Below are 21,158 nucleotides of genomic sequence, written 5' to 3'. Positions count from 1 at the left end.
GCCGCTATGGATTTCACACTTCTTCCCGCGGTAGATGTTGTCGACGGCCAGGCAGTGCGCCTGGAACAAGGTGAGGCGGGAACCGAGAAGAACTACGGTGCGCCGCTGGAAGCCGCGCTGAAGTGGCAGGAACAAGGTGCGACCTGGCTGCACTTTGTGGACCTCGATGCGGCGTTTGGCCGCGGTTCCAACCACGAGCTGATGGCGGAAATTACCCGCGCGTTGGACATCAACGTGGAGCTCACCGGCGGTATCCGCGACGACGCCTCGCTAGAGCGGGCCTTAGCCACCGGCGCGCAGCGCGTCAACATCGGCACGGCCGCGCTTAAAAACCCCGAGTGGACCAGCGATGCCATCAAGCGCCACGGCGAGAAAATCGCCATCGACATCGCCGTGCGTAAGGAGGGGGGTCAGTGGCGTACCAAAGGAGACGGCTGGACATCGGACGGCGGAGACGTTTGGGAGGTCGTTGAGCGTTTCGATGCCGCTGGCTGTCGCCGCTTCGTCGTCACCGACGTCAGCCGCGACGGCACCCTGGCGGGGCCGAACATTGACTTTTTGCGTGAAGTCTCCGCCGCCACGGACGCTTTCGTCACAGCTTCCGGGGGCATCGCCACGTTAGACGACATCACCGCGCTCGCCGCTTACCTCGACGAGGGCATCGATTCAGCAATCATTGGCAAAGCGCTCTACGAAAACCGCTTCACTTTGGCGGAGGCGCTGCAACGGACAAGTAGTTAGTGACACAGGAGGTGCCATGACGACGTTGGCGGACTACCTCAGAATTGCCGAGGACATTGTCGGCGAGGCCCGCGAGGTATTTATCTCTCACCTCGGGGCTGCACCTGCCCTGTTCAAATCAAATGGTGACTTCGCCACCGAGGCTGATGTGGCGATTGAAACCCTTTTGCGTGAACGCCTCATTGCCGCCACCGGACTTCCCGTCCACGGCGAGGAGCAAGGTGGACGGCTCGACCCAAAGGCATGCTGGGTGGTCGATCCGATCGATGGCACCTCGAACTATTCCTCCGGCAACCCCAATTGCGCAATTTTGGTTTCTTTGATCATGGACGGCCAACCGGTCGTGGCGGTCACCGATGTTCCCCTGATGGATATGCGCCTGACCGGCATCGACGGCGGACCCGTCTACCTCAACGGCATGGCTTTGCCACCATTGGGCCACAGTTGCGACCTGGGTGCGCAGGTTGGGGTGGGCTCGGTCAGTTCCCCAGACTCGCAGGGCTGGCCGACAAATAAAAGGCTGCACATCATGAGCCAACTTGCCGCCTCATCGCTGCGCACCAGGATCTCCGGGTCGGTCGGAGTGGACTACGCCTTCGTGGCCCAGGGCATTTACAGTGCGTCGATAAGCTTTAGCCCGCACCTGTGGGATAACAGCGCCGGCGTGCTGCTGGCGCGCTGCGCTGGTGCGGAAGTCACCGATGAACTCGGCAACCCCTGGACCCTCAGCGCCGAGTGTGCTGTTGCGGGGACCCGCCAAGCCCACGAGATCGCACTGCGTACGATGGCTGCATCTGAAAATGGCGGCAACGATGCAGAAAGGCCCGGTGCACAGCGATGAGCGTTGCGATCCGAATAATCCCCTGCCTGGACGTAGACGATGGTCGGGTGGTCAAAGGCGTCAACTTTGAAAACCTCCGTGACGCCGGCGACCCAGTGGAATTGGCCAAGCGCTACAACGACGAAGGTGCCGACGAACTGACTTTCCTGGATGTCACAGCCTCCAAACAAGGCCGCGGCACCATGCTAGATGTGGTGCGCCGCACCGCCGACGAAGTGTTCATTCCTCTCACTGTCGGCGGAGGAGTGCGCACCGCCGACGATGTGCGCGAGCTTTTGCGAGCCGGCGCCGACAAAGTCAGCGTCAACACCGCGGCGATCGCAGACCCGAAGCTTCTACGCAAACTCTCGGAGCAGTTCGGGGCGCAGTGCATCGTGCTGTCTGTCGATGCGCGCCGCGTGCCCGAAGGCGGCCAGCCGCAACCTTCAGGCTTCGAGGTCACCACCCACGGCGGAACCCGCTCCGCCGGCATTGACGCCGTCGAATGGGCCCGCACAGGTGAAGACCTTGGAGTCGGGGAAATTTTGCTCAACTCCATGGACGGCGACGGCACAAAGGCAGGCTTCGACCTCGACCTTGTGCGCGCGGTGCGCGCAGCGGTGTCCATTCCCGTTATCGCCTCCGGTGGCGCTGGTGCGGCAGAACATTTCCCCCCGGCGGTTGCCGCCGGGGCGGATGCTGTGCTCGCCGCCTCGATCTTCCACTTCAAGGAAGTGTCCATCAACGAGGTCAAAGATGCCCTGCGTGCGGCGGGGAAGGTAGTCCGGTGACTAACCCGGCTGACTTCGACCTTGACGCCGGGATTGCCGCCCGTTTGAAGCGCAACGACGCGGGTTTAATTCCCGCGATCGTGCAGGAGGAAGGCACCGGGGACGTGCTGATGATGGCGTGGGTCGACGACCATGCACTCGCCCACACTCTGGCCACCCGGCAGGGCACCTATTTCTCCCGTTCACGCAATGAGTATTGGATTAAGGGTCAAACCAGCGGGCACACCCAGGAGGTCACCTCGGTTCGTCTTGACTGCGACGGAGACACCGTGCTCTACACTGTGCGCCAACAAGGAGCAGCCTGCCATACGGGCGACCACACCTGCTTCGACAGCGATCAACTCCTCGGAGGCACGGCCAATGCCTAAACCCGCACACGAGGTGACGGAGGCAGACGTTAAAAGCAGCAAACGCGCCGCCCGCCTCGGCGCGCTGCTGATGGCACTAGGAGGACTGGTAGTTGCCGGTTTTTCCCGGGCGAGCTGGATGACGGTGCTTTATTTCGATGACCGAGCTGGCAGCGGCCAAACCGTGCTCGCTGGCGCAGACTGGTCGACGGAATCGGCTGCCGTGTCGCTTCTGCTTCTCGCCGCGGCCGTCGCGGCGCTGTCCTTGCGGCGCCTGGGTCGGCGCATCGTCGGCGTGATCGCCGCTGTGGCCTCCGCTGCGGCGGCACTGTCCCCGCTGAAACTGTTGATCACAGAACCTGACTTCGCTCGCGTTCATGCGATCCTCACCGCGGGCTACGAGGACATGCAATCGGCCTCAGGGCCGCGTGCGGACGCGATCGCAAGCTGGGCGGAGATCACGGATGTTTCCCTGAACTCGCCCTACCCGGTTCTCACCTTGGGCGGGTTCGTCCTCGCTGCGGTCGGAGGGGTGTGTGTTGCCCTTCGTCCGGGGTTGGACTCGGCGGCGCTGAACAAGTATGAAACTGAGGCGGTACGTCGGGAGAAAATCGCGGGTGACCTCGCGTCAAGCCCGGATTCGGGCCGGGTTATGTGGGACGCCCTCGACGCTGATATTGACCCGACCGATACCGGCGGTGAGCAAAGGGGGACAAGCCTGTAGCCGCCTGGTTGCCCAGGGGGTAATTTCGTACGCAACTGAACTGCAGATACCCTGGGTGTAGACAGATTCTTGGCCTCTAATGGGAGGGCGGCGATGACGACTGCCAAGCCAGTCAACAGCATTGTTGCAAGTGTCTTGCGCGATGTTGAAAAGCGCGAGGCGCAATTGTCCTTCCAGGATGTCAAGGCGCGTTCCCGGGACATGGAACCCACGCGCGACGCCTGTGGTGCCCTGTTGCGTTCAGGCTGCGGCATCATCGTCGAAATTAAGCGCACATCCCCAGTTCATGGGCCGACCGCGCCGTTTTCCGCCTCCGGTTTGAGTGTCGAAGATGTCGCCCGCGCCATCGAAGAAGGCGGCGCCCACCTCATCGCCTGTCAGACGGAGCGGGTCCGTTTCGGCGGTTCGTTGAAGGACATGGCGGCGGCACGCGCGGCGGTGAACCTACCCATGGTGTGTCGTGACGTCATCGTCGACCCTTACCAGATTCATGAGGCTCGTTGTTTCGGCGCTGACATGATCCCTTTGCAGCTTGGCATCTTGGAGCAGGCACGCTTCGAAGCGTTGCTGGACCGCGCCGAGAGCCTCGGCATGGCTGTCATGGCGGAGGTTCGCACCCCGGAAGAAGCGGACCGCGCGTTGCGGGCCGGGGCGAAAATCGTCGCGGTGAACTCGTGGTCCTTCGACACTAACGCTTTAAACCGTAACGCCTTCCACAGCATTGTTCCCGGCCTTCCGACCGAAACACTCAAGATCAGCCTCGGGGGTGTGCGCAACGCCCGCGATCTGATCGACGCTGCCTCATCCGGCGCCGACGCCGTGCTCGCCGCGGAAGCCGTGATGAGCAGCGAGGACATCCTCTCTGCCACGCGGCGCTTAGTTGCCGCCGGCCAGCACCCAGCCTGCCCTTCCCGGGATTGATCTTTCCCGCGGCTGCACCGTAGGGCACACTGTTGGGCGTGGAAACTACTATCTTGGCCAACATTCCGTCCCCGCCGCAGGGTGTGTGGTACATCGGACCCGTGCCGATCCGCGCCTACGCGCTGTGCATCATTACCGGCATCGTCGTCGCGCTGTGGTTAACCATCAGGCGCTACACCGCACGCGGCGGCAACCCGGATGTGGTGTGGGATGCGGCGATCGTGGCCATTCCCGCTGGCATCGTCGGTGGGCGGCTTTACCACGTGATCACGGATTACGACAAGTACTTCGGCGCCGGCAAAAACCCCTGGGCCGCTTTCAACATCACCGGCGGTGGCCTTGGTATTTGGGGAGCGGTGGCGCTTGGCTCGGTGGCGGTGTGGATGCTGCTGCGACACAAGGGATTGCCGCTTGCGCCCTTTGCTGATGCCGCCGCCCCTGGCATCGTGCTCGCCCAGGGCATTGGCCGGTTGGGGAACTGGTTTAATCAGGAGCTCTACGGCCGACCTACCGATGTGCCGTGGGCGTTAGACATTTACTACCGCGTCGACGAGATGGGAAACTATGCCCCGTTGACCGGGCATTCCACCGGCGAGATTATCGCCAGTGTCCACCCGACCTTTCTCTACGAACTGATCTGGAACGTCCTGGTTTTTGCGTTGCTCATGTGGGTAGACCGCAAGGCGGTGCTCGGACACGGACGTGTCTTTGCCCTGTATGTGGCGGGTTACACGCTGGGTCGCTTCGGTGTGGAACTGATGCGTGCTGATGAGGCAAACCTCATCTTTGGGTTGCGGGTGAACACGTGGGTCAGCAGCATTTTGTTTATCGCCGCGACCATCGTTTTCTTCCGGCTCCGGCGCGGACGCGAGACTCGATTCGAGGTCGATCCGCACTTCAACGCCGACACAGCGTCAGCCGAAGCGCCCGCTCGCACGGCGGGAAAGCCGCGTGGCGAGTACGGTGGCAACAGTAGAACGTGACCGCAAGAGACCAAAGATCCCAGCCCCGTCGTTTCGTGCCAATCAGATAGCTAGGGTGGTAATTACGTGGATAGAAGAACGAAGATCGTGTGTACTCTCGGGCCCGCCGTTGCCAGCGAGGAGGCCATCATTGGTCTGGTCCGCGACGGTATGGACGTGGCCCGCCTGAACTTTTCGCACGGTGAGCACTCCGATCATGAGCGCAACTACCGTTGGGTGCGGGAAGCCACTGATAAGACGGGTAAGGCAGTCGGTGTGCTCGCTGACCTGCAGGGTCCGAAGATTCGTCTGGGCCGTTTCAAGGACAATGAAACTCGCTGGGAAACTGGTGAGGAAGTGCGCATCACCACCGAGGATATCGAGGGGACGCACGATAGAGTCTCGACCACCTACAAGGAGCTAGCGAAAGACGCTAAGCGCGGAGATCGCCTGCTTGTCGACGACGGAAAGGTCGCGCTGACCGTCACCGCCGTCGAAGGCAACGACGTGGTGGCGAAGGTCACTGAGGGCGGGCCGGTGTCCAATAACAAGGGGGTTTCTTTGCCCGGCATGAATATCTCCGTGCCGGCGCTGTCGGAAAAGGACAAAGAGGACTTGCGCTTCGCTTTGAAGCTCGGCGTGGATGTTATTGCTTTGTCTTTTGTGCGCTCCCCCTCGGATGTCGATTTGGTTCACGAGATCATGGACGAGGTCGGAAGGCGCGTGCCGGTGATCGCTAAATTGGAGAAACCGGAGGCTGTAGACGCCCTCGAGTCCATCATTTTGGCTTTCGACGCTGTTATGGTGGCGCGCGGCGATCTGGGTGTGGAGATTCCACTTGAGCAGGTCCCGCTTGTGCAAAAGCGGGTGATTCAGATTGCCCGTGAAAATGCGAAGCCTGTCATCGTGGCAACTCAGATGCTTGATTCGATGATTAACAACTCCCGCCCTACCCGTGCGGAGGCCTCCGATGTGGCCAATGCGGTGCTCGACGGCGCGGATGCGGTCATGCTTTCCGGCGAAACTTCTGTCGGTATGGATCCGCACAACGTGGTGCGCACCATGGCACGTATCGTGCGCGTCGCAGAAACATCAGGCAACGTGCCCCCGCTCAACCATGTTCCACGCACCAAACGAGGCATGATTTCTTATTCTGCCAAGGAGATCGCGAAGCGTCTCAACGCACGTGCAATTGTCACGTTCACCACCTCCGGTGACACTGCTCGCCGGGTTGCCCGCCTGCACCCGGAGCAGCCGATTCTGGTGTTTACTCCGGTGCAGCAGGTGCGCTCGCAGCTAGCCATGACATGGGGTGCGGAGACCTTTTTGTGCCCGGAGGTACGTACCAGCGATGAGATGGTGAGCATCGTTGATGAGTACCTGCTGAAGTTGGATGCTTACAGCCCCGCGGACACAGTAGTCATCGTTTCCGGGACCCCGCCGGGGGTGCCCGGCACGACGAATACGATTCAGGTTCACCAGCTCGGTGAGGATACGCGCAACCCGCGTTAGGGGAAACGTGGTTGGTTAATTAAAAGTTGCCCCACCACCGCGCGGCCCAGGTTGGCGCATCCGGGCAGTGGGGCGAGGCAGCGAGGGGGGAGTCGACCAGGCCCAACCTCAGCTTGGTCGTCGCGGGTGGCTAAGGGGCTTTGCGGATGTCCCAACGCAGATCATGTGCATGAAGGCTGATGCGGAAAGTGGGCTCGCTGGGGGCGTCGAGAAGCGACATAGTTTTGCCGGTGGTGCTCGCGAGAGCTCTCATCGTATCTTTCGGTGACACCAGGAGTTCGCGCTCAATTACCTTGCGACGGCGGCCTGAGGATCACGCCGCCGGGAAGGTCGCGCGCACACCGCCTCGACGAGGCCGCGAGAGACTCGCTGCGCTTTTATCCGGCAGTCAACCTAAGCTTTCTCGATCGGGGTTGCTTCGATCTTCCACACCTCGGTGGCGTAGTCGCGGATGGTGCGGTCGGAGGAGAATCGGCCCGACTCGCAAATGTTGATCCAGCACATCCGGGCCCAAGCGAGTGGATCTTCGACGTAGACAGCGGCCATGCGGTCGCGGGTGTCGCGGTAATCTGCGTAGTCGCCGAGGACATAGTAGACGTCCGGGGCGTCGCTGCCGGCGCCGTCGAGAAGCGAGGTGCGGATGTCGGCGAAGGCACCGGAGCCGGAATCGTTGAGGGTGCCGTCGACAAGCGCGTCAATCACGCGCTTGAGGCCCGGAACCCGCTCGTAAGGCTCGCGAGGGTTGTAACTCGCCCGCAGGTGAGCCAGCTCATCTTCGCGCGCACCGAAGATGAAGGCGTTGTCCTCACCGACCGCCTCAACGATTTCGACGTTCGCACCGTCCATCGTGCCCAAAGTCAGGGCACCGTTCATCATGAATTTCATGTTCGACGTGCCCGAGGCCTCCTTACCGGCCGTGGAGATCTGCTCCGAAACATCCGTGGCGGGGATAATCTGCTCCGCCGGCGAAACATTGTAGTTCTCCACGAACACCACATGCAGGTACTTCGAGGCCTCCGGGTCGTTGTTGACCAACTCAGCGATCGCGTTGATCAGCTTGATAATGCCTTTCGCGCGCGTGTAGCCAGGGGCCGCCTTCGCACCAAAGATGAAGGTGCGCTTCGCAATATCGCGCTGACCGTCGGCAGTGATGCGGAAGTACAAATCCAAAATGTAAAGAGCGTTCATCAACTGACGCTTGTACTCGTGCAGGCGTTTGATCTGAGTGTCAAAGATGGAATCGGTATCTACCTCATCGCCCTGGTAGTCCTTGATCCACTTGGCGAAATCCGCCTTGTTTGCTGCCTTAATCGAACGCAACTCGTTCATCACCGCGTCATCTTCGGCCAGTGGGCGCAGCTTCCTTAACTCATCGAGATTCGTCACCCAAGAATCGGAACCGGTCAGGCGATCCAACAACTCCGACAACTTCGGGTTGCACATGCGCAGCCAGCGACGCGGCGTGACCCCGTTGGTTTTATTGTTGAACTTCTCCGGGTACAGGCTGTGCCAAAACCCGAGGGTGTCGCGTTTGATAATCTCCGTGTGCAGCGCCGCCACACCATTGATGGAGTAGGAGGCATAAGCTGCAATCCACGCCATGTGGACCTTGCCGTCGTGGACGGGCGAATAGTAGTGGGCAGTCTCCGGGCCGATCCGGCGCTGCTCCATGTCCAGCCGGTAGCGGCGATCAATCTCGACGATGATCTCCCAGATGCGCCAGAACAACTGCTTGAAAATCGACTCGTCCCACGTCTCCAAAGCTTCCTGCAAAACGGTGTGGTTGGTGTAGGCGAAGGTGTTGGTGGTTACTTCCCAAGCCTCATCCCAGCCCAAACCGTGCTCGTCCATCAGCAGGCGCATAAGTTCGGGGATGCCTAACACCGGGTGAGTGTCATTGAGCTGCACCGAGTTGAACTCGTGGAAGTTCTTCAGATCCTCGCCGTGGTGGGCGAGGTAGTTGTCAATCATTTCCTGTAAGGAAGCCGAGACGAAGAAGTATTGCTGGCGCACGCGCAGCATCTTGCCGGCATAGGAGGAATCGTTCGGGTAAAGCACGCGGGTCAGGTCGTGAACAGCCTCCCGCTCCAAAATGGCCTCGGTGAAGCGCTGGTGGTTAAAAGCGTCGTAGTCGAACTCATCCATCGGTTTTGCGTCCCACAGGCGCAGCGTGCCCACATTGCGGGTGCCGTAGCCGGTGATCGGCATGTCGTAGGGCACCGCGCGAACGCTCACATCGTCGAAGCGCACCACGCGCTGCTGGGTGCCGCGACGCACGATAAAGGGGTAGAAGGACTCTTTCCAGGCGTCGGGGTGTTCTTTTTGGAAACCGTTGACGAACTCCTGGCGAAATAGGCCGTAGCGGTAGAGCAAGCCGTAGCCGGTGACGGGGAAGTCCTGGGTTACCGCGGAATCGAGAAAGCACGCCGCGAGGCGACCAAGTCCGCCGTTGCCAAGGGCAGCGTCGTGTTCCGCGTCGAGGATGTCGGAGAGCTCATGGCCGGAATTGCGGGCGGCTTCTTCCGCTTCACGGACAAGACCGAGATTGGTCAAATTGTTCAACAGGGCGCGGCCCTGAAGGAACTCGGCCGAGAAATAAGCCTGTTGGCGGGTTTTTGCATAGGCCTTCTTGGTGGCATCCCAATCGTCGGCGAGCTGCTCGACGACCGCCGCGGACATGCCTGTCCAAAATTTCTTCGTTGTCGAGTTTTCCGGTTTTGCACCGGAAAATCCGCGGACGTGTCCGTTGACGGTGGTGGCAAACTCCAAAGTGTTTCTCGGCGCGCTCATGTATATACCTCGCAGTGTCGCTGTGGGGAAGGGGGAGACTCAACGTGTACCGAGAGTACCCACAACCTGTGGGTGCGCGCGCGGCTACGTTGCCAAGTAGGTCATCACCGCGGTGATAGCGGCGCGGTTGGCGGCGTCGATGGTCGGCTCGTAGTCCGGCAAAAACGTCGACATGTGGTTGACGGGGATGTCCTCATTGACTCGATCTGCGCGCACAGCGGCGTCCCATTGTTGTTGCGGGGTGCAGCCGATGAGCCAGAAAAAGTAGGGCACGCCGAAAGCCAGCGGAATGTTCGGGAAATCCTCCGAGACAGTCTTGCGGGGGGCGTTGACAGAATTGGTGCCAAAAACCGCGTCGAAATTCGGGCGCACTTTGTGGTAAACGATGGCGTCGTTGGTGAGCAACTCACCGTGGGCGAAGTACTCAATGGTGGGTTTGTCGGTGATGCCGGAGGCGAGCACTTCAGCGTGGACGACACGTTCGATTGAGGCGTAAACCTTCGCCTTAGTTTTGTCGTTGTAGAAGCGGCAGTTCAGCGTCAGGTGGGCTTCGCCGGGGATGATGTTGTTGGTCGAGCCGGCGCTCATTTGTGCCACCGTGACTACCGCGAAGTCGTTCGGGTCGACTTCGCGCCCGACGATGCCCTGCATGCGGGTAATGATCATCGCGGCGGTGAAAGTGGGGTCGATGGCGTTGTGCGGCATTGAGCCGTGCGCGCTGCGGCCCGGGATGCGCACTCGGATGGAGTCGCAGGCGGCGAATTGGGGGCCGGCCTTACTCATCACTTGGCCGGCGCGACCGGGCATGACGTGCATGCCGAAGCACACGTCTGGGCGTGGCACCCGCCCGACCAGATCATCGGCGACCATGGCGTCTGCGCCAGCACCAATTTCTTCGCCGGGCTGAAACAGGGCCACAAACGTGCCGGACCAGGCGTCGCGCGTGTGATCCATGAAGTCGCACAGGCCGAGGAGGGCGGAGGTGTGGATGTCATGGCCGCAAGCGTGCATTGTGCCGACCGGCTTGCCGTCTTCGCCCATGACTACTTTGTGGGAGGCGTAGGAAACGCCGGTTTCCTCGGTGACGGGCAGGCCATCGAAATCGGCCCGGTAGAGCACCGTGGGGCCGGTGCCGTTGCGAAACACCGCCACGATGCCGTACTCGCCGATCGGGGCGATAACTTCGCAGTCGAAGCGCTTCAGCTCAGTGAGGATGCGGCGGTGCGTCTCCGTTTCCTGCATCGACAGCTCAGGGTTGGCGTGCAGGATTTCGTAGAGGCGACGCTGCCAGACGGGGTCGATCTCATAGCGCTGCAGCAGGGCGGAATAGTCGCTCATTGTGTGGTCCAAACTCCTTGTATGTGTCTCGGCGTGTGCTTCGCTAGGCCTTTCATAGATGCCCTGCGCCACCCACAGCAGGGTTGTAGCGCAGGCTGTTGCGCACGGCGGTGCACTCGGTGGCCACCCCGATGGTATCGGCGATGCGGCCAGCGGCGCGTAGCTGATAAAGGTTGGTCACTACACGATCGCGGATATCGTAGGGCGACAAGGTATTGACGTAAATCCTCGTGCCTCCCTCAAAACCGGCCAGGGTGGACACCCGCCACTTCAGGTTGACCCGCAGGGGCATCGGAATGTCTAGGTCGATCGGGGTGTAGTGCCACTCCTCGTTGCAGGCAATCGCGGCGCCGGTGGCGGCGTGCGCGGCGTGGAGCAGGTCGGAAAAGTCACGTTGTTCGTCCTCGCTCATCTGCCAGGGTTGCCTGGCGGCGGACTTGGAATACAACACGACGGTGGGGTAGCGGTGTCCGATGCCGGCGATGAGGATGGCGTGTTCGTTTTCGGCGATGACCAGGTTTTTGTAGAAGGCGTAGTTGACGCCGAATTCGTTGTACATATTTTGGTTGGCGCGCAGCTTTTCTATTTCCCGGTCGTTGCTCGCGCCTCGCTCGTCGATGGCCACGAGCTGTTTGTGCAGGTGGTCGAAGGAAGCGCCGGCGGGGGAGAGCCAGTTTTGGAAAACGGCAACGTAGGGGGCATAGCGGTTGGCGCGGAAAAGTTCGTGCACCCCGTCGATGGTCAGGCGGATGAACGCACGGTGTTCCTCGGGGCTTAAGCTTCCCGACGACGCTAGTTGGGAGCTGTCGTGGGCGCCGTCGATAAAGTGTCGGCGGGAAATGACAACGTCGTGGCCGCCACCGAAGTAGGCAGGAGCCAGTGTGAGGAGATCTTCCTCGCTGCGCCCTTGTGCGTGTGAGCCGAGCCGCAGGCGGGCGATGTGCAGGAGGTGTTCGCGCCCGGCGTCATCGGCGAGGTAGCGCTGCATGTGTAAGCGTTTGTCCTCGGGCATGTTGTAGTCGTAGTTTTTGTTCCAGTAGTCGTAGGAGACGATCTCGAACAGGTTCGGCACGCGCCGAAACTGCGCTGTGGTGTCGTGCAGTTTGTCCACCGGTGTGTCCCGCAGGATTTCCCAGCCGTTGGCTGTCTGCACAATGCGTGTTTTTTCGGGCGGGGTGCTGGTCATGTTGTCTGAGCAAAACGCACAGGTGGAGGTGAAGTCCGCCGGGCTCAAGGCCACTGGATCGGCGGCGGGGGCGTTCAAGGGGCGATCACCGCGTCCGGGCACCGTCCACACTTGGGTGCCGGAGAAGGGGTTGATCTGTTTGATGGTCCCGTCGGCCATGGTGGCCAGCATCTCGTGGTGGGAATGGATCGGTGAGGTCATGGAACCCAAGACTATTGGTTAGCCTTGGTTTATGCCGATCATTCAATTCGATGTCCTTGTCCCCGATAGCGATGCGGGCGAGGTGGGCGAGACTTTCCAGAGGGCCCTTGACATTTTGGTTAAGCACGGCAGGCTCACGGCCGGCGAGTGTGTCCACGACAAGCCGCCGCTTATCGACGCCGCAACCGTCGACGAGCTGCAGAAAACGTACCGCGTTGACCGTGGTGAGGACCCGGAAGCCGCCGGTGCGCGGGTGCACCGTTTTCTCATTAGCGCTGAGGGAGCATCCAGTATGAACAGTTTGGCGATGGGCTTGTCGCGGGTGCTCACCCCGAAGGCTTCACTGCCACAAGACCCGGTGGAGCTGCATGACCAGGACCGTTTTGAGGTCGCCTCGATTTACCCTTGGACTGTGGAAATTCGCAGGTAGTCGACGGTTAATTCGGCGCCAGCGCGGGTCAGTTCACGGCGCAGTTGATCCCGGTTCCCGCCAAAGTCGATGTCGGCTTCGAGCACCCCTTCCGGCAGGATCCCGCCGATAGAGCCGGAGATGACCCCGGTTGGGCGCCCGGCTTTCGCCGCCGCGGCGGCCACGGTGTGCGTCACCCCGCCGGGGGCTCCCCCGGAGGCGATGTCGGCGGTGATGACAAAAGACGCACCGGCCGCGAGTGCGTCAAGCCCCTGCATCGCGGCGGTGAACTGGGCGCCGGGGATGACTGTGATGTGTTCGGTCGTGCCGTGCAGAAGGTGCGACAGCCAGGTGATGCTTATCGGTGCCGCACCTCCAGCGCCCATGCCGGGAGCATCTGGGTCGACGCCGGTGACCTCCACGAGCCGTGCCAAGCCTTGCTCGGCAACAGCAATGTCTTTTTCGGGGGCGCCGAGCTGCTGCCCGAGGCGGCGGGCAGCTTCGGTGGCGGTGGGGGTGTCGTCGGCAAGCACAAGCCAATTGAGTGAGGCGGCGGGGATGTTGAGTTGGGCGGTGTCGATAGTGGCCAGTTCGCAAAGGCCGCGCGCGCCGGGATGTATTGAGTATCCGGCGGCGTTGAGCGGGGCAGCGCCGAGCGCGACGAGGATGCCGGTGCCTCCGTCGAGGGTGCTGTCCCCGCCGGTCGCCAACACGATGCGCTTCGCGCCACGGGTTTGTGCATCGGCGATGAGCACGCCCGTGCCGTAGGTGTCGCCGCCTAGAAGTGTGGCCGCGTCTTGTTGTCCGGTGGCTGCGGCGAGGTCGATGAAGGCGGTGGAGGTGGAGGGGTCGAAAGTGTAGCTCGCCTCTGTCAGACGCCCGGCGGAGTCGGTGGTGGGCAAGGTGACGGTTTCGCCGACGAAAAGCGCGGCGGTGCCTGCTGTGCCGTTGGACAGCGGGGCGAGGGTGATCTTCGCGTCCTGGATGACGCTGCGTACTCCTTCAGCGATCCATGCGGCGATTTCTTCGTGGTTTGCCGCGGCGCCGGCGTCGGTTGCGATGAGCACCACCGGTGATGGTGCAGAAGCGTCATGGGGGTTGTGGGCGTGGGGGCCGAAGGTGGGCTGGGCGGAAGAAGCCACGGGTGGATCAGCCTTTCTGTGGGAGTGTGTGAGCAGGCGGCGAATGGTCAGCTAGCAGTCGGAATCAGATTTTAGGTGCTTGTATTTCTTGGGTTGTCAAAGTGTTGCCAAGTGTTTTATTGAGAGAGATTTATCTCACATAGTTGGATTTACGTGTTGCGGTGAAGGTGCGGGGGCGTATTGTTAATCCCGCTATAAACCTGCCGTCTGGTAGGTATTCACTACACCGCAGAAAGGGGTGCCCAATGACCTCCATCGAACAGGAAGTTGCCGGTTACTACGACAAGCTGCTCAAGCGCAACGCGGGCGAGCCGGAGTTCCACCAGGCAGTCGCGGAGGTTTTGTCCTCCCTGAAGATCGTGCTGGAGAAGGACCCCCACTACGCCGACTACGGCCTCATCGAGCGACTGTGCGAGCCGGAGCGCCAAATCATCTTCCGGGTACCGTGGATGGACGACAACAACGGGATTCGCGTCAACCGCGGTTTCCGCGTCCAGTTCAACTCAGCTCTTGGCCCCTACAAGGGCGGGCTGCGCTTCCACCCCTCGGTCAACCTGGGAATCATCAAATTCCTCGGCTTCGAGCAAATCTTCAAAAACTCCCTGACGGGCCTTCCCATCGGCGGCGGCAAGGGCGGGTCCGACTTCGACCCGAAAGGCAAGTCCGACGGCGAGATCATGCGCTTTTGCCAGTCCTTCATGTCGGAGCTGTGGCGCCACATCGGTGAATACCGCGACGTGCCGGCCGGCGATATCGGTGTCGGCGGCCGTGAGGTGGGCTACCTCTTTGGTCAGTACCGCCGCCTGGCTAACCAACACGAGTCGGGTGCCCTGACCGGCAAAGGACTGTCTTGGGGCGGCTCCTTGGTGCGCACAGAAGCAACCGGTTATGGCTGCGTCTATTTCACCAACGAGATGATGAAGGCCCGCGGGGAATCGCTCAGCGGCGCCCGGGTGATCGTTTCCGGTTCCGGCAACGTGGCCATCTACGCGATCAAGAAGGCGCAGGAAATGGGAGCAACCGTGGTTGGCTTCTCCGACTCCTGCGGTTGGGTAGAAACACCGAATGGTGTCGACGTGGAGCTTTTGCGCGATGTGAAGGAAAACCGCCGCGAGCGTGTCTCCGTGTATGCGGAGGAGTCAACCGGCGCAACCTTCCACGAGGGCAGTGGCATCTGGGGCCTGGAAGCGGACGTGGCACTTCCGTGCGCGACGCAGAACGAGATCAGCGGCGCAGATGCACAGCTTTTGATCAGCAACGGCGTGCGCTACGTTGCCGAGGGTGCGAACATGCCCTCAACTCCTGAGGCTGTGGAGGCGTTCCGCGAAAACAACGTCGCCTTCGGCCCAGGCAAAGCCGCCAACGCTGGTGGTGTGGCAACTTCTGCACTGGAGATGCAGCAAAACGCTTCGCGCGATTCGTGGACCTTCGACTACACGGACGAGCGTTTGCACCAGATTATGATCAACATCTTCAAGGCGGCCGAGTCCACCGCCCGCGAGTACAACCGCGAGGGTGACTATGTCGTGGGTGCGAACATCGCTGGCTTTAAGAAGGTTGCCGACGCAATGCTTGCGCAGGGCGTGATTTAGTCTCGGCGCGTCGGCGGTGTGCCAGCGCGACTGATCTGGGTTTGCCAGTACGCTAGGTAGCTATGTATCGCGTTTTTGAAGCACTCGATGAACTCGTCCGGATGGTGGAGCAGGCCTACGGGGTTCCCATGACAGCCAATTGCATGGTGCCCCGCAACGACGTGCTTTCGCTTCTCGACGAGATTCGGGATGCCCTCCCGGTTGAAATCGACGATGCGCAGGACGTTCTTGACCAACAAGATGAGATCCTCCGGGGCGCACAGGAACGTGCTTCCTCCATGGTCAATGAGGCGGAGGATGAGGCGGACCGCATCATGCAAGACGTCCATAGCCAGACTGAAAGCATGCTTTCCGACGCCCAATCGCGCGCCACCATGCTCGTTACCGACGCCGAAAAGGACGCGGATCACATCATGGTTCGCGCCCAGGAGGACGCCGATTCCACGGTCCGCTCCGCCCGCGCCGAGGCGGAGCGCTTGGTGGACAAAGGTAACCAAGAGTATGAGCGCAGCGTCGCGGAGGGGCGCGATGAGCAGCAACGCCTGATCAGCGAGTCCGAGGTAATGCGCCGCGCCGACGAAGAAGCCCGCCGCTTGGTAGACGAGGCGCGCAACGACTCCAGCCGCATGCGCACCGAGTGCGATGACTATGTCGACGCGAAACTGTCGGACTTTGAAGACACCCTCAATTCCGTGTTGCGCACGGTGTCCTCGGACCGTGCCGCCCTGCGCCGCGGCGCAGGAATTTCGGGATCCGGCTACGATCAAGGCTACGACTCGGGCTACTCTCGCCGCCCCTTCCGAGATCCGGATTACTAAGGCGGACGTTTCGTTGTAATCTGGTGGCTGTTATGGCTACTAACCCCTTTGTCTTCGATGTTTCCGAAGCTATCAACGGCGACGGACTGCCGGTCACGCTCAGGCAGACGGGGCCGTCACCGTCACGGATCGGCCCTGAGATGATTGCGCTTGAAAAGGGAGCAGAGGTCACCGTCGAGGCGGTGGTCACCCCTCTCGGCTCCGGGGTGCTGGTGGATGCCACAGCATCCGGAACCTTGGCAGGTGAATGTGTGCGCTGCCTGGCCCCACTTAGCCCTGGGTTCACGATGAGCGTCAACGTGGTTTTTTCCGGCAGCGAGGACTTCATTGGGGGCGACGCGCTGACGGAGCAAGAAAAGGGCTCCGGCGATGAAATCCCGGCGATGGTGGACAACACTGTGGATTTAGAACAAGCCTTCGTCGATGAGATGGGGATGAACCTGCCTTTCAATCCGACCTGCGAGCCGGAGTGCGACGTGGACGCAGACGTTCCCGAACCGGACGGGATCTCCGGCGCAGAGTCCAATGCGGTGGATCCGCGGTGGGCCGCCCTGGAGAAGTTTCTGTGAGCCGGGCTTCGCGCAGGTCGCGGAAGAATCGCCCGACGGGACCCGAGGCGTGGAATGAAAGCTTCAACGCCGTTGATCACGCCCCGCTGCTCGCCGCGCTGGGGGTTGAACTCGACGACGACATTCTCCGTTTGGCGTTGACTCACCGTTCCTTCGCCAACGAACACGATCAGCTTCCGAACAATGAGCGTCTTGAGTTCGTGGGGGACGCAGTTCTTGGCTTGTCGGTGGCCAACGAACTTTTCGAGCGCTACCCCTCGCGCCCCGAGTCCGACCTGTCGCCGATGCGTTCGCGGGTGGTGTCACGCTACGCGCTTGCCGACGTCGCCCGTGACATCGGCCTAGGCGCCCACATCCTTGTCGGCAAAGGTGAAGAAGTCACTGGTGGCCGCGACAAGGAGTCGATCTTGGCGGATACGACCGAGGCTTTACTCGGCGCGATTTACCGCCGCCACGGCTTTGAGGTCACCCGCGACGTGATCTTGCGCCTTTTTGCGCAGAAATTGGATGAGGCGAAAGCTAGCCACGATTGGAAAACGGTGCTGCAGGAGCGCGTCGCGCAGCTCGGCGCTACCCAGCCGCAGTACCAGTACAGCTCCTCGGGGCCTGAGCACGAACGGGTCTTTACCGCCGAAGTGGTCATCGGGGGGAAAACCTGCGGCTTCGGTCGCGGACAGAATAAGAAAACTGCGGAGCAAAACGCCGCGCGTGAGGCGGTCTTTTTGCTGCGCGAGCGCCCCGAGCTCATCGCGTTGGCGGCGCAGGAAGAAAGCTAGTTCGTGCCTGAACTTCCTGAGGTAGAGGTGGTCCGCCGGGGCCTCGACGAACATCTGACAGGACTGCGCTTCGACGCGGTGGAGGTGTTACATCCCCGTGCTGTGCGCGGCAACGATGTGGATGTAAGCGAGATCCTTGCCGGCCTGACCATCACGGGCACTGGCAGGCGCGGCAAGTTCATGTGGTTGACACTGTCCGACGGCGCCGCACTCATTGTCCACCTGCGCATGAGTGGGCAGATGCTCATCGGTAAGTTCGCCAGCCCGCACTTGCGTATTCGAGCGCAACTTTCCGGCACGACGTTGGGTTTTGTTGATCAGCGGACCTTCGGCTCGTGGCAGTATTCGCCCCTAGTTCGCGATCCTTTCACCCCCGGACATCTCATTCCCGCTGGGGTGCGGCATATCGCCCCTGACCCTTTCGAGGCCGCTTTCGACGCGGAAAACACCGCCCGGGTCATCCGGAAGAAGAACTCGGCGATTAAGACGGTGCTGTTGGATCAGTCCGTGGTCAGCGGTATCGGCTCGATCTATGCCGACGAGGCCATGTGGGCGGCGGGGATCAAACCCACCAGGCGGGCTAGACTTTTGCGCCAACGCGACGCGGTGAACCTGTTGGAAAAGGCCCGTGACGTTATGGCCCAAGCCCTCGAACAAGGGGGGACGAGCTTCGATTCCCTCTACGTCAACGTCAACGGCGCTTCCGGATACTTCTCCCGCTCGCTTCACGTCTACGGCCGCGCAGGCAAGCCGTGCCACGCCTGCGCAACCGAGGTTTTGCGCACCGTGGTCAACGGGAGATCCGCGCATTACTGCCCCCGTTGCCAAATGCTTTGATACACATCTAGACCCGTGCGGGTTTAAGATGCCACCCATGGAAAAAGCAACAGAGTTCGTTGATGGAACAATCAACGGAATTATTTGGAGTATCTTGCCGTGGGCGCTGCTAGCGGCTGGTTTGTACTTCGGCTTCCGTACCTTCTTCGTCCAGGTGCGACTTGTGCCGCAGATGCTCAAGGCCGTCGCGGAGCGCCCGGTGCCCCGCGACGAGAAAGGCAATGAGCTTGCCGCCGACGACAGGATGGGTATTTCCGCCTTCAAGGCGTTTACCATCTCAGCGGCCTCACGCGTGGGAACAGGAAACATCGCGGGTGTGGCACTGGCGATCTCGGTTGGCGGGCCAGGCGCGGTGTTTTGGATGTGGATCATCGCTTTGGTTGGTGGTGCAACAGCGTTTATCGAGTCGACCTTGGCGCAGTTGTGGAAGTCGCGGGATGCTGAGGGGCACTACCACGGCGGCCCCGCCTTCTACATGACGCGCGGCCTGGGATGGAAGCCCTTGGCGGCGATTTTCGCGGTTGCCCTTTCTTTTACCTACGGCTTTGTCTACAACGCGATCCAAACCAACTCCATCGTTGAGGCGGTCGGCGGCTCGGTGGGCAGCGATTCCGTGGCGCTCAAAACGGTTGTCGCCGTCATCATCGCCGGCCTTACAGCCATCGTCATCTTTGGCGGCGTGACCCGCATTGCCAGCGTCACCCAAATCATCGTGCCCTTCATGGCTACCGCCTACATCTTGATCGGTCTAGTCGTCGTTGTGCTCAATATCCAAGAGGTCCCGGCCATGATCGCCCTGATCGTCGGTCACGCTCTCGGCTTCAAGCAGGTCGCCGGAGCGTCGATAGGCTTGGCGTTTGCCTACGGTATGCGCCGTGGCCTGTTCTCCAACGAAGCCGGTCAGGGCTCCGCCCCGAACGCCGCCGCAACTGCGACGGTGTCGCACCCAGTCAAGCAAGGACTGGTGCAGGCGCTCGGCGTCTACTTTGACACCTTGGTCGTCTGTTCGATCACCGCGTTCATTGTCTTGCTCGGACCAGCCGTGTCCTATGGCCGCGATGACATGCAGGGAGCATCGCTGACGCAGTCAGCGTTGGCCGATTCCGTCGGCGCCTGGGGCGCCCACTTCATCACCTTCGTTCTGTTCTTCCTGGCGTTTTCCTCGGTGATAGGAAACTATTACCTGGCGCAAGCCAACATTGAATACCTCTCCGAATCCAAGACAGTAATGACCTTGTTCCGCTTTGGCGTGTTAGGTTTCGTCTTTTTCGGCGCCTACGGGTCCGTGCCCCTGGTGTGGGCTTTGGGCGACACGATGGCCGGAGTGATGGCGACGATTAACCTCATCGCGATCATCCCGCTGGCCGGTGTGGCTATCAAGCTGCTGAAAAACTTCAACGACCAACGCAAGCAAGGCATCGACCCGGTCTTTCACCGCGACATGCTGCCGGAGCTGAAAAACGTCGAGGTGTGGGACGGTTCCGATTCAGCCACCCGCCGCGGTTGGGTCGAACGCCGCTCCCTGCGCGAATTTACCTAAGCGCGCAGCAACTCGGCTACGCGCTTCGGGGAGGCGTCGGCAAGCAAAGGCAATTTCTGCTGCGCCACCTTAATCCCCTCAAGCCGCCCAATCTGGGCGGCTTCTTCGTGTGCGCGCTCGGCGAGCAACGGGCCTTGGTCGGTGGGGGAGCAACGGTTAATGTAAATGCCGCCGAGGTGGACACCCATCTGGTGAAGGGCACCGGCAAGCTCAAGCGACTCGGTGACAGGTACGCGCTCAGGGATGGTCACGAGCGCAAATGCGGTCTTGTCGGGGTCTTTGATAAGGTCGCGAAACGAGCCAAAGAGCTGCTTGCGGCGGTTGAGAACATGGCGGATCTCCTCGTCGCGGCGACGTATCGGGTCCTCGCCGCCCAAACCGCGAACAAGTTCGCCGAAACGCTCCGACTGCCCGCGGCGACCCAAAAGCCCGTCGACCCACGCGCTCATGAGCTCTGGAAGGGCCAGCAGGCGCGTCGTGTGACCGGTCGGAGCGGTGTCCACAACCACATGCTTGTGCTCAGAATTGATAACGATCTGTGCGATGCGCTCCAACATGGCCGCCTCGTGCATGCCGGGGGAGGTACGCGCTAGGTCCATGTGCGCGCGGATTTGGCGATGCAAACGCTCGGGGGTGTACTGGCGCATCGTGTGCTCCACCCGTTTGATGTGGGCATCCGTGGTGGCGGTCGGGTCGATTTCCACGGCGTAGAGGCCTTCGCGCAATTTAGTTGGTTCGTCGCCGACGGGTACATCGAAAACGTGGCCGATGTTGTGGGCCGGGTCGGTAGAGACTAAAAGTGCATCGTCGAGTGAAAGCGCCGTGGCGGCGGCGAGCGTAGTTTTGCCTACGCCACCTTTGCCGCCGAAGAAGATAACTGGGTGTTCTAACAGCACTGGATATGGTCCAAAGGGGATCGGTCGAGGCCCATGCGTGTGTGCCACGCGTGGAACTCCTCGTAGAGAACGGGCAGAAGCTCGATGGTGTAGAAACTGGCCGGATTGTCAACGCCCAACGCCTCAGACAAAACCAAAAGCATAAATAAGTCGTCTTCCTCGCGCCTCGCCTGCGCGAACGTGGCGCGGTAAGGCGCCACGTAAAACTCCTTCATGGCCTCATTGAGACGCGAAAACACCGACATG

General features: G+C 61.2%; 21 protein-coding genes. 15 read left to right on the top strand and 6 right to left on the bottom strand.

All coding sequences use genetic code 11. From position 1 onward, the window contains the following. Nucleotides 1-6: 6 nt before the first annotated feature. The 8 genes from priA to pyk all read left to right on the top strand — a co-directional run bounded on the left by priA (nt 7) and on the right by pyk (nt 6,818). A complete protein-coding gene (priA, locus tag VLL26_RS04965; protein ID WP_342320002.1) occupies nt 7-741 on the top strand; it encodes a bifunctional 1-(5-phosphoribosyl)-5-((5-phosphoribosylamino)methylideneamino)imidazole-4-carboxamide isomerase/phosphoribosylanthranilate isomerase PriA in 735 nt (244 codons plus the stop codon). A 16-nt stretch (nt 742-757) separates the two neighbouring features. Beyond that, on the top strand, nt 758-1,582 hold the full coding sequence (locus VLL26_RS04960; protein WP_342320001.1) for an inositol monophosphatase family protein: 825 nt from the start codon (nt 758-760) through the stop codon (nt 1,580-1,582). Next, nucleotides 1,579-2,352: an imidazole glycerol phosphate synthase subunit HisF gene (hisF, locus tag VLL26_RS04955; protein ID WP_342320000.1), complete on the top strand. Its 774-nt coding sequence runs from the start codon at nt 1,579-1,581 to the stop codon at nt 2,350-2,352. Before VLL26_RS04960 ends, hisF begins: the two co-directional genes overlap by 4 nt. Then, nucleotides 2,349-2,720, top strand: coding sequence for a phosphoribosyl-AMP cyclohydrolase (gene hisI / locus VLL26_RS04950; protein WP_342319999.1), 372 nt, complete (start codon nt 2,349-2,351; stop codon nt 2,718-2,720). Before hisF ends, hisI begins: the two co-directional genes overlap by 4 nt. Beyond that, the gene (locus VLL26_RS04945; protein ID WP_342319998.1) at nt 2,713-3,423 is read left to right on the top strand and encodes a TIGR02234 family membrane protein; all 711 of its coding nucleotides are present in this window, start codon (nt 2,713-2,715) and stop codon (nt 3,421-3,423) included. Before hisI ends, VLL26_RS04945 begins: the two co-directional genes overlap by 8 nt. A 93-nt stretch (nt 3,424-3,516) precedes the next feature. Further along, a complete protein-coding gene (locus VLL26_RS04940; protein ID WP_342319997.1) occupies nt 3,517-4,344 on the top strand; it encodes an indole-3-glycerol phosphate synthase TrpC in 828 nt (275 codons plus the stop codon). Between the two features lie 38 nt (nt 4,345-4,382). After that, nucleotides 4,383-5,327 carry a prolipoprotein diacylglyceryl transferase gene (gene lgt / locus VLL26_RS04935; RefSeq protein ID WP_342319996.1) on the top strand — a complete coding sequence of 315 codons (945 nt, stop codon included), beginning with the start codon at nt 4,383-4,385 and terminating at the stop codon, nt 5,325-5,327. A 66-nt stretch (nt 5,328-5,393) separates the two neighbouring features. Next, nucleotides 5,394-6,818 (top strand): pyruvate kinase, encoded by a 1,425-nt coding sequence (pyk, locus tag VLL26_RS04930; protein WP_342319995.1) that lies wholly within the window; start codon nt 5,394-5,396, stop codon nt 6,816-6,818. Between the two features lie 393 nt (nt 6,819-7,211). Here the strand turns inward: pyk and VLL26_RS04925 are convergent, their stop codons facing one another. The 3 genes from VLL26_RS04925 to VLL26_RS04915 form a co-directional block, all read right to left on the bottom strand. Beyond that, nucleotides 7,212-9,608, bottom strand: coding sequence for a glycogen/starch/alpha-glucan phosphorylase (locus VLL26_RS04925; protein WP_342319994.1), 2,397 nt, complete (start codon nt 9,606-9,608; stop codon nt 7,212-7,214). 84 nt (nt 9,609-9,692) lie between these two features. Beyond that, nucleotides 9,693-10,946 (bottom strand): amidohydrolase, encoded by a 1,254-nt coding sequence (locus tag VLL26_RS04920; protein WP_342319993.1) that lies wholly within the window; start codon nt 10,944-10,946, stop codon nt 9,693-9,695. Between the two features lie 52 nt (nt 10,947-10,998). Then, nucleotides 10,999-12,333: a DUF4921 family protein gene (locus VLL26_RS04915; protein WP_342319992.1), complete on the bottom strand. Its 1,335-nt coding sequence runs from the start codon at nt 12,331-12,333 to the stop codon at nt 10,999-11,001. Between the two features lie 31 nt (nt 12,334-12,364). Between VLL26_RS04915 and VLL26_RS04910 the strand changes: the two genes are divergently transcribed. Then, entirely contained in the window at nt 12,365-12,763 is a 399-nt protein-coding gene (locus VLL26_RS04910; RefSeq protein ID WP_342319991.1) for a hypothetical protein, read from the top strand. Here VLL26_RS04910 and VLL26_RS04905 read toward each other — a convergent pair. Next, nucleotides 12,733-13,884 (bottom strand): glycerate kinase, encoded by a 1,152-nt coding sequence (locus tag VLL26_RS04905; RefSeq protein WP_342319990.1) that lies wholly within the window; start codon nt 13,882-13,884, stop codon nt 12,733-12,735. The genes VLL26_RS04910 and VLL26_RS04905 overlap by 31 nt on opposite strands. 245 nt (nt 13,885-14,129) lie before the next feature. On the opposite strand from VLL26_RS04905, the gene gdhA reads away from it, so the two are divergent. The 6 genes from gdhA (at nt 14,130) to VLL26_RS04875 (ending at nt 20,016) form a co-directional block, all read left to right on the top strand. Continuing rightward, nucleotides 14,130-15,476, top strand: a complete 1,347-nt coding sequence (gene gdhA / locus VLL26_RS04900) for an NADP-specific glutamate dehydrogenase (RefSeq protein ID WP_342319989.1) — start codon at nt 14,130-14,132, stop codon at nt 15,474-15,476. Between the two features lie 62 nt (nt 15,477-15,538). Then, entirely contained in the window at nt 15,539-16,294 is a 756-nt protein-coding gene (locus VLL26_RS04895; protein WP_342319988.1) for a DivIVA domain-containing protein, read from the top strand. Between the two features lie 32 nt (nt 16,295-16,326). Next, nucleotides 16,327-16,863 carry a YceD family protein gene (locus tag VLL26_RS04890; protein WP_342319987.1) on the top strand — a complete coding sequence of 179 codons (537 nt, stop codon included), beginning with the start codon at nt 16,327-16,329 and terminating at the stop codon, nt 16,861-16,863. After that, the gene (gene rnc, locus VLL26_RS04885) at nt 16,860-17,639 is read left to right on the top strand and encodes a ribonuclease III (protein ID WP_342319986.1); all 780 of its coding nucleotides are present in this window, start codon (nt 16,860-16,862) and stop codon (nt 17,637-17,639) included. Before VLL26_RS04890 ends, rnc begins: the two co-directional genes overlap by 4 nt. A 3-nt stretch (nt 17,640-17,642) precedes the next feature. Further along, nucleotides 17,643-18,476 carry a bifunctional DNA-formamidopyrimidine glycosylase/DNA-(apurinic or apyrimidinic site) lyase gene (mutM, locus tag VLL26_RS04880; protein ID WP_342319985.1) on the top strand — a complete coding sequence of 278 codons (834 nt, stop codon included), beginning with the start codon at nt 17,643-17,645 and terminating at the stop codon, nt 18,474-18,476. A 37-nt stretch (nt 18,477-18,513) separates the two neighbouring features. Further along, complete coding sequence (locus VLL26_RS04875; protein WP_342319984.1) at nt 18,514-20,016, top strand: alanine/glycine:cation symporter family protein; 1,503 nt, start codon at nt 18,514-18,516, stop codon at nt 20,014-20,016. On the opposite strand, the gene VLL26_RS04870 is transcribed toward VLL26_RS04875, so the two are convergent. After that, nucleotides 20,013-20,912, bottom strand: coding sequence for an ArsA family ATPase (locus VLL26_RS04870; RefSeq protein ID WP_342319983.1), 900 nt, complete (start codon nt 20,910-20,912; stop codon nt 20,013-20,015). The two genes, VLL26_RS04875 and VLL26_RS04870, sit on opposite strands and share 4 nt — an antisense overlap. Further along, nucleotides 20,903-21,157 carry a cory-CC-star protein gene (locus tag VLL26_RS04865; protein ID WP_342319982.1) on the bottom strand — a complete coding sequence of 85 codons (255 nt, stop codon included), beginning with the start codon at nt 21,155-21,157 and terminating at the stop codon, nt 20,903-20,905. The genes VLL26_RS04870 and VLL26_RS04865 overlap by 10 nt, the downstream gene beginning before the upstream one ends. Nucleotide 21,158: the final 1 nt, after the last annotated feature.

Source organism: Corynebacterium sp. BD556 (genome assembly GCF_038452275.1).
Lineage (GTDB): Bacteria > Actinomycetota > Actinomycetes > Mycobacteriales > Mycobacteriaceae > Corynebacterium > Corynebacterium mayonis.
The sequence above is the reverse complement of the archived record's forward strand: the minus strand, read 5'-3'. Positions and strand labels throughout refer to the sequence as shown.